The organism is Thermodesulfovibrio sp. (assembly GCF_049969575.1).
Taxonomy (GTDB): Bacteria; Nitrospirota; Thermodesulfovibrionia; order Thermodesulfovibrionales; family Thermodesulfovibrionaceae; genus Thermodesulfovibrio; species Thermodesulfovibrio obliviosus.
Map to the genome: position 1 here is coordinate 13,790 of NZ_JBMFOO010000014.1, position 14,515 is coordinate 28,304.

At 33.8% G+C, this 14,515-nt stretch carries 15 protein-coding genes and 1 tRNA gene; 11 read left to right on the top strand and 5 right to left on the bottom strand.

Annotated features, from left to right (window positions below):
- The coding region (locus ACP5O9_RS04605) for an ABC transporter substrate binding protein (protein WP_428723523.1) at positions 1 to 215 on the top strand (215 nt) is incomplete at its 5' end.
- A complete protein-coding gene (locus tag ACP5O9_RS04610; protein WP_428723524.1) occupies positions 212 to 2,761 on the top strand; it encodes an ATP-binding protein in 2,550 nt (849 codons plus the stop codon). The genes ACP5O9_RS04605 and ACP5O9_RS04610, both read left to right, overlap by 4 nt.
- Here ACP5O9_RS04610 and ACP5O9_RS04615 read toward each other — a convergent pair.
- On the bottom strand, positions 2,747 to 3,115 hold the full coding sequence (locus ACP5O9_RS04615; RefSeq protein ID WP_424905005.1) for a response regulator: 369 nt from the start codon (positions 3,113 to 3,115) through the stop codon (positions 2,747 to 2,749). The genes ACP5O9_RS04610 and ACP5O9_RS04615 overlap by 15 nt on opposite strands.
- Before the next feature lie 78 nt (positions 3,116 to 3,193).
- On the opposite strand from ACP5O9_RS04615, the gene hemL reads away from it, so the two are divergent.
- From hemL to tgt, 7 genes are all read left to right on the top strand, one after another.
- A complete protein-coding gene (gene hemL, locus ACP5O9_RS04620; protein ID WP_424905004.1) occupies positions 3,194 to 4,477 on the top strand; it encodes a glutamate-1-semialdehyde 2,1-aminomutase in 1,284 nt (427 codons plus the stop codon).
- Entirely contained in the window at positions 4,474 to 4,992 is a 519-nt protein-coding gene (locus tag ACP5O9_RS04625; protein ID WP_353686166.1) for a TorD/DmsD family molecular chaperone, read from the top strand. Before hemL ends, ACP5O9_RS04625 begins: the two co-directional genes overlap by 4 nt.
- A complete protein-coding gene (locus ACP5O9_RS04630; protein ID WP_353686165.1) occupies positions 4,992 to 5,240 on the top strand; it encodes an AtpZ/AtpI family protein in 249 nt (82 codons plus the stop codon). The genes ACP5O9_RS04625 and ACP5O9_RS04630 overlap by 1 nt, the downstream gene beginning before the upstream one ends.
- Positions 5,209 to 5,571: an ATP synthase subunit I gene (locus tag ACP5O9_RS04635; RefSeq protein WP_353686164.1), complete on the top strand. Its 363-nt coding sequence runs from the start codon at positions 5,209 to 5,211 to the stop codon at positions 5,569 to 5,571. Before ACP5O9_RS04630 ends, ACP5O9_RS04635 begins: the two co-directional genes overlap by 32 nt.
- A complete protein-coding gene (locus tag ACP5O9_RS04640; RefSeq protein ID WP_353686163.1) occupies positions 5,568 to 5,708 on the top strand; it encodes a hypothetical protein in 141 nt (46 codons plus the stop codon). The genes ACP5O9_RS04635 and ACP5O9_RS04640 overlap by 4 nt, the downstream gene beginning before the upstream one ends.
- Positions 5,709 to 5,714: 6 nt before the next feature.
- A complete protein-coding gene (locus ACP5O9_RS04645; RefSeq protein WP_353686162.1) occupies positions 5,715 to 7,037 on the top strand; it encodes a glucose-6-phosphate isomerase in 1,323 nt (440 codons plus the stop codon).
- 78 nt (positions 7,038 to 7,115) lie between these two features.
- On the top strand, positions 7,116 to 8,234 hold the full coding sequence (tgt, locus tag ACP5O9_RS04650) for a tRNA guanosine(34) transglycosylase Tgt (protein ID WP_353686161.1): 1,119 nt from the start codon (positions 7,116 to 7,118) through the stop codon (positions 8,232 to 8,234).
- On the opposite strand, the gene ACP5O9_RS04655 is transcribed toward tgt, so the two are convergent.
- Positions 8,185 to 9,075 (bottom strand): SPL family radical SAM protein, encoded by an 891-nt coding sequence (locus ACP5O9_RS04655; RefSeq protein ID WP_424905001.1) that lies wholly within the window; start codon positions 9,073 to 9,075, stop codon positions 8,185 to 8,187. The genes tgt and ACP5O9_RS04655 overlap by 50 nt on opposite strands.
- Positions 9,076 to 9,170: 95 nt before the next feature.
- Between ACP5O9_RS04655 and ACP5O9_RS04660 the strand changes: the two genes are divergently transcribed.
- Positions 9,171 to 11,105 (top strand): c-type heme family protein, encoded by a 1,935-nt coding sequence (locus tag ACP5O9_RS04660; RefSeq protein ID WP_424905000.1) that lies wholly within the window; start codon positions 9,171 to 9,173, stop codon positions 11,103 to 11,105.
- A complete protein-coding gene (locus ACP5O9_RS04665) occupies positions 11,102 to 12,466 on the top strand; it encodes a sigma-54-dependent transcriptional regulator (RefSeq protein WP_353686158.1) in 1,365 nt (454 codons plus the stop codon). Before ACP5O9_RS04660 ends, ACP5O9_RS04665 begins: the two co-directional genes overlap by 4 nt.
- 9 nt (positions 12,467 to 12,475) lie before the next feature.
- On the opposite strand, the gene ACP5O9_RS04670 is transcribed toward ACP5O9_RS04665, so the two are convergent.
- The 3 genes from ACP5O9_RS04670 to ACP5O9_RS04680 form a co-directional block, all read right to left on the bottom strand.
- Positions 12,476 to 12,563, bottom strand: a tRNA-Ser gene (locus ACP5O9_RS04670).
- A 26-nt stretch (positions 12,564 to 12,589) separates the two neighbouring features.
- Positions 12,590 to 13,819, bottom strand: coding sequence for an ABC transporter permease (locus tag ACP5O9_RS04675; protein WP_424904999.1), 1,230 nt, complete (start codon positions 13,817 to 13,819; stop codon positions 12,590 to 12,592).
- Positions 13,816 to 14,499: an ABC transporter ATP-binding protein gene (locus ACP5O9_RS04680; protein ID WP_428723525.1), complete on the bottom strand. Its 684-nt coding sequence runs from the start codon at positions 14,497 to 14,499 to the stop codon at positions 13,816 to 13,818. Before ACP5O9_RS04680 ends, ACP5O9_RS04675 begins: the two co-directional genes overlap by 4 nt.
- Positions 14,500 to 14,515: the final 16 nt, after the last annotated feature.

The following is a 14,515-nucleotide window of genomic DNA, read 5'->3' on the forward strand; positions in this document are numbered from 1 at the left end:
TTGGCTTTTTTGGTGGATTTTCTGTTGATTTTTATCAAATGGGATACAGAGCAGGTCAGATGGCTTCTCATGTATTAAAAACCGGTAAAATTAAAGATATAGAAGTAGAAGATGCTGACAAATATGTGAAAGTTATCAATTTAAAAAGGGCAAGAGATATAAATCTCAGCCTTACTGATAAAGTAATTTCCCTATTTGATGAAGTGATAAAATGAATGCTCAATTTTTTGATGATTTATCTAATTTTTTAAGAGTTGCTTTTCTTCTATTTCATTCAATTGTTTTTTACTATGTTTTGTCCTGGCGGAGTAAAATAGAGCCTCAAACTGATAAAAGAGTTATTGAATATGTTTTGGCTGTTATTTTTTTTAATTTCGTATTAAATCTCTTAGTTCTTTTCAAAGACTATTTAAGCAATTTTTACCCCCTTCTGGTTGGTTTAAACATTATTATAATCGGAACAGTTCTTTTTTACGGATACAGAAGAATACTGAATTTCAATTTTTATTATCTTTTGCTACCCATAATTCTTTTTCTATTTTTCATATTTCAGAAAAATGAGGTTTTTGCCTTTTCAGGGCTTCTTTTTACAAGTATTTCTTATTTTCATATATACTATAAAGAGAAATTTTTAACATCAAAGCCATCTGATGTTGTTCCTTCAATTATAAGAAAAGGAACGATTCTGCCTTTTGTTTTCTTCGGCATTTACTCCATTTTCCTTTCTCTTTATCTTATTACAAATTTAACAGTTTTTAATATTGTTGCAACAATGTCTGTTTTCCTCAGTCTGTGTTTCAGAGTAATTTTTCTTTACGAAGAAAAATATAAAACCTTTCTTCTTTACATTTCTATTTTTATTTTTGTCTTTTCCGTCTTATTTTATTTCTCTCTGAGATTTATTGAAAATACAAAAAACATTGATGTCTATCATAAACAATTAACCTTAAAGAGGCTTTCTGTTGAAGTTAAAAACAAAATAGATTCCTTGAGCAATTTCATAAAAGTTGTTGCCTCTTCCGAGGATTTTAAAATGTCAATTAAAAAAGGACCCAAACAGCTTGATAAGTATCTTTCCTATCTCAATCAAACCCTTAATACAGCGGTCATATGGTTTGCCGATAAAGAAGGAATTATAAGAGCCTGCTCTGCTGAATATAGAGAACAAATGATTAATAAAGATGCGAGCTTTAGGAGATATTTTAAAGAATCAATCAATGGAAATCTATCAGTTTTTATCGCAAGGGGTGTTTATTCAAAAAGAGATGATATAAGGATTTCCTATCCAGTCTATAATAAAGGCAGTATTACAGGCGTGCTTGTTTTTCAGTTTTATATAGGTGAGAATTTTAAAAAACAGATTAACATGGAGAATGCCTTTTTAATGCATTCTTCAGGTGGTGTTTTGATAGGAAAACCAGAGCTGATAAATAGATTGCTCTTTAATGTATCACAAGAGGAGCTTAAAAGAGTTTATGAAGAGAAAATTTTTGGTAATGACACGCTTTTGCCTTCAGGATTTAAACAGATTGATGATAATATCTTTGAAGACTTTAACGGACAGAAATGGCAGATTGTCAAACATGAGATTGTTAAAGACTGGTTTCTTGCAAGTTTTTTAAATCTTTTCATCTATGAGCAATATAAAAACATTTTTTACATTGTCTTGATTATTCTTGCTTTTATTTCTCATTCCTTTGCTATAAGAAACTTTGAGAGAATAAGAAGCATATTCCTCCGCCTCGCTGAGGAAGCTGAAGAAAAAAGAATTGCCTTTGATGCGATTGACATAGGAATAATTTATACTGATGCTTCAGGCAAAATAAAATACATGAATAAAGAGGCTATAAGAATTTTAGATGCTTCTGAAGAGGTGTTGGGGAAACATGTGACAGAGGTATTAAGCTTGAAAGAACATGAAAATCCGGAATTTAAAATTTTAAGTGTGAATGTAAAGAAGATTCCAGTGATTTATGAGGAGAATCCTATATTGATAAAGGGAGTTAAATTTGGCGATGTAATAACAATAAAGGATGCCACTGAAATAATTCAGAGGCAAGAGGTTTCAAAGAAGCTTGCAAGGATGGATGTAATTACAAAGATATCAGCAGGAATTGTGCATGATTTTAGTAATTATCTTATGGTTCTTACAGGAAATCTTTCCCTGCTTAAAGAGCTTGAAAACTCAGAAAATAAGAAAGACATTATACAGAAAATGCTTGAAGCAACAAGGATAATGAACATAATTATAGAGCAACTTAAAGATTTAAGCCCTGATTTAATTTCAAAAAAAGAAAGACTAAATATTGAAGCTATTGCTAAAAATGCAGCTACATTTGTTTTAAATGGCACGAAAATTAATTTTACTATTGAATCAGAGCCTTCTTTATTGCCTGTTTATGCTGATAGTGCACAGCTTTACAGAGTATTTCAAAATATTCTAATGAATTCAAGGCAGGCTATGAAGGATACAGGCACAATTAAAATAAGCCTGCAAAATTTAATCAATCATGAAGAAAAAGATTTAAAAAAAGGAAACTATGTTTGTGTAACAATCACTGATTCAGGTCCTGGAATTCCTGAAGAATACATAGACAAAATTTTTGATCCCTTTTTCACAATGAAAAAGGAAGGCAAAGGGCTTGGATTGAGTATTGTAAAGAGCATAGTAGAAAAGATGGAAGGTAAAATAAAAGTTGAAAGTAAAGTGGGAATTGGAACAACTTTCAGAATATATATTCCAGCATCAGAGGAGATTTAGTTTCTTAAGAGCCTCCTTAAGTTCATCTATTGTATAGGGTTTGTTGAGAATGCCTTTAAATCCTAATTTTTCATAGTCAGCAATTGCTGGATCATTGGAGTATCCGCTTGATATTATGGCTTTCACCTGAGGGTCAATCTCTATGAGTTTTTGTAGCAGTGTTTTCCCTGAGATTCCTGGCATAACAAGGTCAACAAAGACAACATCAAAAGCTTTTTCAGAGGATTTGAATTTTTCTAAGGCTTCTTCACCATTTTCACTAACAGCAACTTCAAACCCCAGAAATTCAAGCATTGCTTTCAGAGTTTCTCTTACAAGGTCATTGTCATCTATAACAAGTGCTTTTTTAGACATGTTAAAATTATACCATAATATTGAGATTTTGTTACCTTTTCTGATATTTTATTGAAATAAAGAAAGCTGGAGGAGATTATGAAGACAAGAAAATCTAAGAAACTTTATAAAAAAGCATTAGCAGTCATGCCAGGTGGAGTAAACAGCCCTGTAAGAGCATTCAGAGCAGTTGGAGGCAATCCATTATTTATAGCAAAGGCAAAGGGTTCAAAAATCTATGATGTGGACGGAAATGAATACATAGATTATGTTCTTTCATGGGGTCCTCTAATTCTTGGTCATGCCTATCCGGCAGTTGTAAAGGCTCTTAAAAAAGCAGTTGAAAAAGGAACAAGCTATGGAGCACCAACCTCTCTTGAGATTGAGCTTGCAACTCTGGTAAAAAAAGCTTTTCCTTCAATAGAAAAAATTCGTATGGTTAACTCTGGCACAGAGGCAACTATGTCTGCAATAAGAGTTGCGAGAGGCTTTACAAAAAGAAATAAAGTTGTAAAGTTTGAAGGATGCTATCATGGTCATGTGGATGGGCTTCTGGTTTCAGCTGGTTCAGGAGGAGCAACTTTTGGAATTCCAGACAGCCTCGGAGTGCCTCAATCATATATTTCAGAAACAATAATTTTGCCTTTCAATGATACAGAAGCATTTAAAAATACCCTGAAACAACACTGGAAAGAAATTGCCTGTGTAATTGTTGAGCCTGTTGTTGGAAACATGGGATGCATTCTGCCAAAGGAAGAGTTTTTAAAAACTTTAAGGGAAGAAACAGAAAAATACGGAATTGTTTTGATTTTTGATGAAGTTATGACAGGATTTAGAGTTGCCTTTGGTGGAGCACAGCAGTATTATAGAGTAAAACCTGATTTAACCTGTCTTGGTAAGGTTATTGGAGGAGGACTTCCTGTTGGTGCTTATGGAGGCAGAAAAGAGATAATGAGCCTTGTTGCACCTGAAGGAGGAGTTTATCAAGCTGGAACACTTTCAGGAAATCCTCTTGCAGTCACTGCAGGAATTGAGACATTAAAGGTTCTTTCAAGGACTTCCACTTATAAAAAGCTTGAAAAGACAATGCAGTCTCTTGAAAGAGGACTAAAAGATGCTGCTAAACAAGCAGGCGTAAAAGTTAAATTTTACAGGGCAGGAACAATGTTTTGCACCTATTTTACTGAGAAAGAAGTGATTGATGCTCAGACTGCGAAGACTTCTGATACTGAAGCCTTTAAAAAATTTTTCTGGGGAATGCTTAAGCGAAGAGTTTATATTGCACCATCTCAGTTTGAGGCTGGATTTATCTCACTTGCCCATACTGAAAAAGATATAGAAAAAACTGTAAAAGCTGCTTATGAAACCTTTAAAGAGTTATGAATTTTTTATCTCTTGAAGACCAGGAACGAGCTGAAACCTATAGACTTTTTGCTTATCTTTTCATGCATATTCCTCAGATTGAACATATTGAAGAATTTGAAGAATTCGCTGAAATCAAAATTAATGATACATATGAAGAAATATGCAATGACTACATTGCTTTGTTTGTTGAGGCTGCAGTTGCAAATTATGAAGGATATTATCTTGAGGAGCTTTATAAAGATAACCCTGTAAATTTTGAATTCAAAGATGTCCAGCATTTTTACTGGAATGCAGGCGTTGCAATTGATGAAGAAATAGACCTTCCAGCAGATCACATCTCTATGGAGCTTCTTTTCATGAGTTATCTTATAGAGCAAAATCTTAAGGACTTACAGATTGAATTTTTAAAAAGACTTTGTGAATGGATTCCTTTATTCTGTGATGCTTTATATGAGAAAGCAAAGACTGAATTTTACAAAGAAGTTGCAACTTCTTTAAAGGAATTTGTATTATCAGAATGTGAGGGTTGGTAGTGGAAGAAAAAAGATCATTTTTTAAAACCTTTATAGAGGCATCAGCCTTAGGAATTAATTTTGTATTATGTGTTTTAATTGGTGCAGGTATTGGTTATTTGATTGATTATTATTTAACTCATAGTTTTCCTTTGTTTTCTATAATTTTTTTAATGGCTGGATTTGTTGCAGGAGTTAAAGAAATATTTAAATACATTAAAAAGGTGGAAAAGGTCAGTGGACAAGGAAGTAATAAAGAAAATAAGTAGGGAAGTTTTGATTTTACTTCCAATTTTTGCTTTTTTAAGCTGGATACTATGGGATAAAATAATAGCTTTAAATATAATGATTGGAGGGCTAACAAGCTGGCTTAGCCTTAAAGAGCTTTCATGGGCTGTAAAAAAATTTTTTGGCAAACCAATGTTTCAGATGGCTGTAATTGGATTAAGTTATATCAAATTGGGCTTAATCTTTATATTTCTTATGATTATTGCAAGGTACGGACTTTTTAATGTTTATGGATTATTGGCAGGATTTGCTGTAGTTTTAATTATTTCATCAAGGCAGGCTCTTTTGCATTCAAGGAGGCAGAATATTTGAGCTGGAGAATTTATCTTTTAATCGCCCTGGCTATTCTTGTAATGATGGCATTTAAAATTACCAAAGTTCTTGCTATTATTGTTATTCTTAGTGTAGTAATAATTACAGTGATTGCCTACTTTTCAAAAAAAGGATAAGCAAAGATGATAAAATTGGATTTTTCTAATATTTTATCCGAAGAAATAGGAGAAGGTGGAATTTCTATTAATGAAATTGAAATTAATGCCAGGAAGGCAATATCTTTAATTTCATCAAGACCTTATAAAGAGCTTGATTTCATAGAGTTATACAGACAGGATTTATCCAAAGTTAAAGAACTTGCTAAAAAAGCAAGAGATTATGAATACTTTGTTCTTCTTGGTATTGGTGGAAGCGCTCTTGGTCCAAAAGTTATTCTTGAAGCTTTAAGCCCTATGCATAATCTCAAGAAAAAACCAAAGGTTTTTATATATGACAACGTTGATCCTGTAACATTCAAAAACATTATTGAAGTTATTGATTTAAAGAAAACACTCATTAATGTAATATCAAAATCTGGAGCTACTTCAGAAACTTTAGCATCTTTTTTAATTTTCTGGAGAATGATAAGAGACAAAAGACTTGATGTAAAAGAGCATTTTGTATTTACTACAGATCCAGAAAAGGGAAATTTAAAAAGGCTTGCTGAGGAATATGAAATTCCCTGCCTTTCAATTCCTAAAAATGTTGTGGGAAGATACTCGGTTTTATCTCCTGTAGGAGTTTTTCTTGCTGAAGTCTTGGGAATAAAAAGTGAAGAGATGCTTGAAGCTGCTAAAGAAATTTCAGAAAAAGCCTTCAGTGAAAATCTAAAGGAAAATCCAATGGCAGTTGCTGCTTCATCTTTATATCTGATGGATAGAGTTAAAGGGAGAAAAATCGTGGTTTTTCTTCCTTATTCAGACAGGCTCAAAACCCTGTCTGAGTGGTTCTGTCAACTCTGGGCAGAAAGTCTTGGGAAAGAAGGTAAAGGCACAACTCCCTATCCATCTTTAGGAACAACTGATCAGCATTCTCAGCTTCAGCTGTGGATGGAAGGACCTGAAGATAAAGTGATTGTCTTTATTTCAGTTGAAAGGCATGACTGTCAGGAGGAGATTCCAGAGGAATTTCATGACATAGAAGGATTGAGATTTCTTGGAGGACATACACTTGAAGAGCTTATGAATACAGAGCAGCTTGCCACAGAGATGGCTTTAACAATGAATAAAAAGCCAAATCTTAAAATAATTCTTCCCAAAATTAACCCTTATAGCATAGGTCAGATTTTTCAATTTCTTCAGATTGTAACTGCTATGACAGGACTTCTTTATGAAATAAATCCTTTTAATCAGCCAGGGGTTGAGCTCGGCAAAAGGCTTACCTATGGTGCAATGGGCAAAAGAGGCTTTGAAAGTGAAGGCGAGGAGATTAAAGATTATTTAAAAAGACAGAGATTCATGATTTAGTTTTTTGTTTATTATACAGCTTCATAAATAAAAAAGCATGTTCGGAAAATGATTAAGAGGGTTTATTAAAATATTTAAATGCAATTCAAAATTCTCAAAAAAGATGGATTTGCCCGTAATGCAATAATTGAAACCAAAAGAGGAATTATTAATACACCTGTATTCATGCCTGTGGGAACAAATGGAACAGTTAAAGCAATGACTCCTGAGGAGATCCGGGAAATCGGTTATGAAATAATACTCTCGAATACTTATCATCTTTACTTAAGACCAGGACATGAAATAATTAAAAAACTTGGAGGAATTCACAAATTCATTAATTGGCATGGACCAATTCTTACTGATAGTGGTGGATTTCAGATTTATAGCCTCGCATCTTTAAGAAAGATAACACCTCAAGGAGTTGAATTTCGCTCTCACATTGATGGGTCCCTTCATTTTATAACTCCTGAAAAGGCAATAGAGATTCAGCTTGCTCTGGGTTCAGACATAATGATGGTTTTAGATGAGTGTGTTCCCTATCCAGCAGAAAAGGAATATGTAAAAAAATCTCTCAAACTCACAGAAGATTGGGCAAAAAGATGTAAAGATTATTTTGAAAAACACCGTAATGATCAAGCACTTTTTGGTATTATTCAGGGTGGCATTTATGAGGAGCTAAGGCAAAAGGCAATGGAGGGAATTGTGAAAATAGACTTTGATGGATATGCTCTTGGAGGCTTAAGTGTAGGAGAACCCAAGGAAGACATGTATAGAGTGATAAAAAACATTGCACATTTAATGCCTGAAGAAAAACCTCGTTATTTGATGGGAGTTGGCGATTTGATGGATGTTCTTCATGCAGTTGAGCATGGGATTGATATGTTTGACTGTGTGATACCAACAAGAAATGCAAGAAATGGAACACTTTTTACATCTCAGGGAAGGATAAGCATTAAGAGAAGTGAGTTTAAAGAAGACAACTCTCCCCTTGATCCAGACTGTGACTGTTATACATGTAGAAACTATACAAAGGCTTTCTTAAGGCATCTTTACATGTGTAGAGAAATTCTTTCAATGAGGCTTAATACTATTCATAATCTTTATTTTTACTGCAGATTCTTTGAAAAAATGAGAGAGGCTATAGCTGAGGGAAGATTTCAGGATTTTAAAAAACAGTGGATACCTGTGCTGGAGAAAAACTTTTCTCCTGAATGAGATGACTTCCATCACAGCTTGGAGCATTGCTGAGCTCAAGGAAGCCTTCTCTACAGGAAGAAAATGTTAAAGAAAGAGAATCACAAATTTTTTTTACTTTAATCATCAAGTTTTTTCTTAAGGATTCTGGAAGATACAGGGAGTTTGAAATCTTAGTTCCATCTCTGAAGTAAAGGCTTTCAATTTTTTCAGCTATTTCAGGAAAAACTCTGGAGACTCTCTTCCAGCTATCCCATCTTGGTTTAAATGTGCTTGCAGTAACATGTCTTACCCCACAGTTTTTTGCTTCCTTTAAAATTATTTCCACTTCATCTTCATTAAGCAATGGAATAATCGGATCAAGTCTCAAACCAACAGGAATACCTTCTTTACTTAATCTTTCAATTGCTTTAAATCTATCAAATGATGAAGGAGCATTTGGCTCAAGTTTTTTGTAATATTTGAAAGTGGTTATAGTAAATGTTACACATGATGTCTCTCTTAGTAAATCCATGTCCCTTAAAACTATATCACTTTTTGTTATGATGATAACTCTCATATGGTGTTGTTTAAAAATTTCAAGACATTTTCTGGTAATTTTTTTAATTTTTTCTACTGGCGGATAAGGATCTGAGGTATTACATAATGAAATTAGGGAGTTTTCAGGGATTTTTTTTATTTCCCTTTTAAGGCTTTCAATTAGATTCTTTTTTTCTCTTAAATGGAAAAAATCTTTTATGTATGAAGAAGCATAACAGTAAAGGCATCCGTGGGAACATCCTGTATATGGATTAAATGAATACTTTGCTGGACATGTGCAAAGCTCACTCTTCCACGGATCAAAGGGGCGTAGATACATCATAAATTTATTATGAAATATTTTGAGAGAAAATTTAATCTTATCTGCAATTTCATGAAATTTGCAATATTGTGTAAACTCTATTAAAATTTAAATTAATGAAACTTAAAAATCTTTCACTGAATACAAAATTTACTCTTTCAATAAGTTTGATAATTTTTGCTTTCTGTGTAATTTTTTCTTTTCTTATTTATTATCACCTTAAACAAAAGGTAATAGAAGATGCAAATGAGAAAACAAGAATTATTATTACTCAGATTGATGCACTTGGCAATTATGTCAAAGAAGAGCTAAGACCTGCAATTTTTAAGCTTCTTCATGAAACAGGGAAAAAAGATGAATTTATAGTTGAAGGAATGTCAACAACCCATGTAAGATTAAGCGTAATGAAAAGATTTAATAACAAAATAGGAAATTATATATATAAGAGAGTTTCTTTAGATCCAATAAATCCAGAACATAAAGCTGATGCACTGCATGTTAAATTGATTGAGTATTTCAAAAAAAATCCAAAAAATGAATCATGGAGCGGGATTGTAAAATCAGAGGGGCAGGAAATTCTTATAATGGCAAAACCTATTATAGTTGAAAAGGGATGTTTAATCTGTCATGGAAGGGTTAAAAACGCACCCAAAGCTTTACTTAAAATCTTTCCTCGTTCTAAGGATTTCACATGGAAAGAAGGAGAAATAATGGGAGTTGAGTCAGTATCTCTTCCAATTGCTTCTACATTGGGTGAGATAAAAGGTGTTGCCATCTCTACATTTCTATTTGGTGTGGTTTCTTTAATCTTCCTTTTTGTTGCACTTCAAGGTGCTTTCTGGAGTTTTGTAATTAAGCCTTTGAAAAGATTGAGTTCCTTATTCAGAGGAATAGTAAATGGAACAGAACCTCTTAATCAAACTATTGAGGCAAAAACAAAGGATGAAATTGGTGAGTTAATCTTTTCTTTTAATCAAATGGCAAAATATTTGTATGAAGCTCAGGAAGTTACTAAAAAATATGCAGAAACTCTTCAGACAATATTTGAGGGTATAACAGACCCACTTGCACTTGTTAATCCTGATTGTACAGTGGAAATGACAAATTATGCTTACAGAACATGGATGATAGAAGGAAGAGCTGCTGTATTCAATGGAAAATGTGATTCTGAAAGATTTGATCCAGATAAATTCTGCTGTGTTCACTTTCTTAAGAAGGTAATAGATACGAAAAAACCTTTTTCCGAATACTGGGAAGGTGATGATGGAAGGCATTATTTCATTCATCTTTATCCAATTTTTGATGATAAAGGAAATGTAATAAAAGTAGTTCATTATGTTAAAGACATTACTGAGAAAAGAAAAATTGAAGAACAGATGAGAATTACTGAAAAACTCGCAGCAATAGGGCAGCTTTCAGCAGGATTAGCTCATGAAATCAATAATCCTCTTGGAGGAATCAGACTTTGTTTAAATAATTTGGTGAGCACTCATATGGATGAAGAAACAAAAAAAAGACACATTGAGGTGATAAATCAGGGGCTTATAAAGATTCAGGAAATAATAAAACAACTCCTTGATTTTTCAAAGCAGAGCGAGCTTGTAATTTCTGTGGTTTCTGTAAATACTCTTGTGGAAAATGTTTTAAAATTAACTGAGTATTTAATATCAAAAAACGGAATAAAAGTTATAAAAAAGCTTTCGCCAGATGTCCCGGAAATCATGGTTGATTCAAATAAAATAGAACAGGTATTTTTAAATATTGTTCTTAATGCAATTCAGGCAATGGATGGTAAAGAAGGAACATTAACAATAGAAACCTATTTAGAAAATAACAACTGCTATATTTCTTTTACTGATACAGGTCCCGGAATTCCTGTTGAAATTTTTCCAAAAATTTTTGATCCATTTTTTACAACAAAACCTGTTGGAGAGGGAACAGGACTTGGACTCTCAGTAAGTAAATCTATTGTAGAGCAACACAATGGACGAATCCTGGTTGAAACTTCTCCCAAGGGAACTACTTTTACAGTAGAGCTTCCAGTAAGATGAAAGAGAAAATTCTCATAGTAGAAGACGATCCAGCAATGAATCTTGGAATGACTTATTTTCTTAAGTCCTGTGGATATGAAGTAAAATCCTGCGAAGATGGTAGAAAAGCTCTTGCTATACTTGATTCAGAGAGATTTGACATTGCCATAGTTGATCTTAAACTTCCAGGAGTTGATGGTCTTTCTTTGCTTAAACATATAAAAAATAAGTCTTCCCAAACCGGAGTAATAATAATAACCGCTTTTGCTGAAATAAAAACTGCTGTTCAGGCAATAAAAGATGGTGCTTTTGATTATATTGCTAAGCCATTTACAAATGAAGAGCTTTTTTTGGTAATAGAAAGATTTTTAAAATTTCGTGATCTGGAAAAAAAAGTAAAACATCTTACAGAGATTGTTAAAAGAAAAGAAGGATTTGAAGAAATAGTTTGTGTAAGTCCTGCTATGAAAGAAATTCTTGATAAAATTGATGCAGTGGCAAAAACTGATGTGTCTGTTTTAATTCAGGGTGAAAGCGGAACAGGCAAAGAACTTATAGCAGATGCAATCCAGAGAAGAAGTTTAAGAAAAGACAAACCCTATATCAAAATAAACTGTGCTGCTATTCCTGAGAGTCTTTTTGAATCAGAGCTTTTTGGATATGAAAAAGGAGCTTTTACTGGAGCAACTGAAACAAAAAAAGGCAAGTTTGAACTGGCAAATGAAGGCACAATATTTTTTGATGAGATTGGCGATATGCCGATACCGCTACAGGCAAAACTTTTAAGGGTTATTGAAGATGGAACTGTATATCCTCTTGGAGGTAAGAACCCTGTAAAGATTAATGTAAGATGCATCTATGCAACAAGCAAGAATCTTAAAGAATTGATAAAAGCTGAAAAATTCAGAGAAGACCTTTTTTACAGAATAAATGTTATCCCCATCGTAATACCACCTTTAAGGGAAAGGAAAGAGGATATTTCAGCGCTTATTGAACATTTTCTGAAAATTTTCTCAGAAAAATACAGCAAGCAAAATATCACTATATCTCCGTCAGCCTATGAGGCTTTACTGAGTTATGATTATCCCGGAAATGTGAGAGAACTGAAACATGCCATTGAGAGAGCTGTTCTTCTTTCAAAGGATGGAGTAATTGATATTAAACATCTTCCAGAAGAATTCTCACCAATGGGATCATTTCAAAAACAGTGTTTTATAAGTAATTTTTCCCTTAAAGAATGTCTTGAAAACTTTGAAAGAAATTTGATAATAAAAACCCTACAAGAATGCGGATGGAAAAAAACTGAAGCAGCAAAAAAACTTGGAATCAGCAGAAAGGCTCTATGGGAAAAAATTAAATTTCACGGAATTGAGCAGCCTTGAAAATGTTAACGGAGAGGGAGGGATTCGAACCCCCGGTAGGGTTATACCCTACAGCGGTTTTCAAGACCGCCGCCTTAAACCACTCGGCCACCTCTCCAGTTTCAACTTTTTTATTATAACAGATTACTCATATCTCAGTGCATCAATGGGATTTAGCATTGAGGCTTTGTAAGCAGGATAAAATCCAAAAAATATACCTACAAAGGCTGAAAAAGAAAAAGCTATAAAAGCTGAAAAAGGTGAAATAATTATTGGCCATTGCATAAGATGGGATACAATTAAAGAGCCTGCAATCCCCAGGAAAAGTCCAAAAATTCCACCTACCATTGTTAAAAAAACAGATTCAATAAGGAACTGCATTCTTATGTCCTTTGGCTTTGCTCCTACTGCCATTCTTATTCCAATTTCCCTTGTTCTTTCCGTAACTGAAACAAGCATAATGTTCATAATTCCTATTCCACCCACAACTAAAGATACAGAGGCAATGGCACCAAGAAGAATTGACATGGTTTTTGTTGATTCTTCAGCAGTTTTTAGCATTTGTGTTAAGTCCATTACTGTAAAATCATCTTCCTGACCCTGTGCAATTCTGTGTCTCTGTCTTAAAAGTGATTTAATCTCCTCTGTTGCCTGAGGAATTGACTCCAGGGATTGAGCTTTTGCATAAATTAATCTCACTCTGCCAGGTAAAACATTACCATAAAGCGTTCTTTGAGCTGTTGTAATCGGAACATATATTATGTCATCTTGATCCTGTCCTGTGAGGGATTGTCCTTTTTTGCCAAGAACTCCTACAACTTCAAAGGGTATTTTTTTTATTCTTATTAATTTGCCGATAGGTTCAAGGTTTCCAAAAAGCTTTTCAGCCACTGTTTGGCCTATTACAGCTACTTTTGTTCCATTTCTTACATCCTGTTCTGTTAAAAATCTTCCCAAGACAATTTCCCACTCTCTCACAGCAGCCATCTCAGGAGTTACACCAAGCACAGCTGTTGACCAGTTTTGATTTCCAAAGACTACCTGTGCTGTTCCTGATATTACAGGAGCTACCTGACAGATATGAGAACATTCTTTTGATATTGCCTCAGCATCTGCCATAGTAAGTGTTTGCTGTGTTCCCATTCCCATTCTTATGCCACCCTGAGTTGTTGCTCCAGGAAGAATTAGAATTAGATTACTTCCTATGCTTGATATCTGAGCAGAGATTTTTTCACTTGCACCTTGACCAATTGCAATCATTGTTACAACAGCACCAACACCTATGATAATTCCCAGTATAGCAAGGAAAGAGCGCATAGCATTCGCTATGAGAGAGCGCACTGCAATGTTAATTATTGATGAAAGAGCTATCATGATGCTGTATCACTTACTATTTTGCCATCAAGGAAGCGTATTTGTCTTTTTCCAAAGGCTGCAATGTCTGGCTCATGAGTAACAATAATTGTTGTAAGTCCTTGCTCTTCATTAAGTTTTTTAAAAATTTCCATTATTTCCATGCTTGCTCTGGAATCAAGATTTCCAGTTGGTTCATCAGCCAGTATTATTGATGGATTGTTTACAAGTGCCCGGGCAATTGCAACTCTCTGTTGTTGTCCACCACTTAGCTGTCTTGGATAATGATTTGCTCTATCTTTAAGTCCAACCCAGGAAAGACTCTCAAGTGCTCTTTGTTTTCTTTCTTTTGCAGGAATTCCTGCATAAATAAGAGGAAGTTCAACATTCTCCAAGGCAGTAGCTCTTGCAAGAAGATTAAATTGTTGAAAAACAAAGCCTATTTTTTTATTTCTTATTTCAGCAAGTTCGTTTACATCCATTGTTGAAACATCTATTCCTTCAAGATAGCATTTTCCAGTTGTTGGGGTGTCAAGACATCCAATAATGTTCATAAATGTTGATTTTCCTGATCCACTTGGCCCCATAATGCAAACAAATTCTCCTTTTTCAATTGTAACAGAAATTCCGTTAAGAACAATCAATTCCTGCTGTCCAATTTTATAAATTTTTGTTATATTTTCAACTCTTATAATTGACATATCTTGTGTTGTCCCG

Bases quoted from the DNA above. Each gene is read 5' to 3' on its own strand.
- ACP5O9_RS04610 (WP_428723524.1), top strand. From the start codon at position 212: ATGAATGCTCAATTTTTTGATGATTTATCTAATTTTTTAAGAGTTGCT.
- ACP5O9_RS04615 (WP_424905005.1), bottom strand. From the start codon at position 3,115: ATGTCTAAAAAAGCACTTGTTATAGATGACAATGACCTTGTAAGAGAA.
- hemL (WP_424905004.1), top strand. From the start codon at position 3,194: ATGAAGACAAGAAAATCTAAGAAACTTTATAAAAAAGCATTAGCAGTC.
- ACP5O9_RS04625 (WP_353686166.1), top strand. From the start codon at position 4,474: ATGAATTTTTTATCTCTTGAAGACCAGGAACGAGCTGAAACCTATAGA.
- ACP5O9_RS04645 (WP_353686162.1), top strand. From the start codon at position 5,715: ATGATAAAATTGGATTTTTCTAATATTTTATCCGAAGAAATAGGAGAA.
- tgt (WP_353686161.1), top strand. From the start codon at position 7,116: ATGCAATTCAAAATTCTCAAAAAAGATGGATTTGCCCGTAATGCAATA.
- ACP5O9_RS04655 (WP_424905001.1), bottom strand. From the start codon at position 9,075: ATGATGTATCTACGCCCCTTTGATCCGTGGAAGAGTGAGCTTTGCACA.
- ACP5O9_RS04660 (WP_424905000.1), top strand. From the start codon at position 9,171: ATGAAACTTAAAAATCTTTCACTGAATACAAAATTTACTCTTTCAATA.
- ACP5O9_RS04665 (WP_353686158.1), top strand. From the start codon at position 11,102: ATGAAAGAGAAAATTCTCATAGTAGAAGACGATCCAGCAATGAATCTT.
- ACP5O9_RS04675 (WP_424904999.1), bottom strand. From the start codon at position 13,819: ATGATAGCTCTTTCATCAATAATTAACATTGCAGTGCGCTCTCTCATA.
- ACP5O9_RS04680 (WP_428723525.1), bottom strand. From the start codon at position 14,499: ATGTCAATTATAAGAGTTGAAAATATAACAAAAATTTATAAAATTGGA.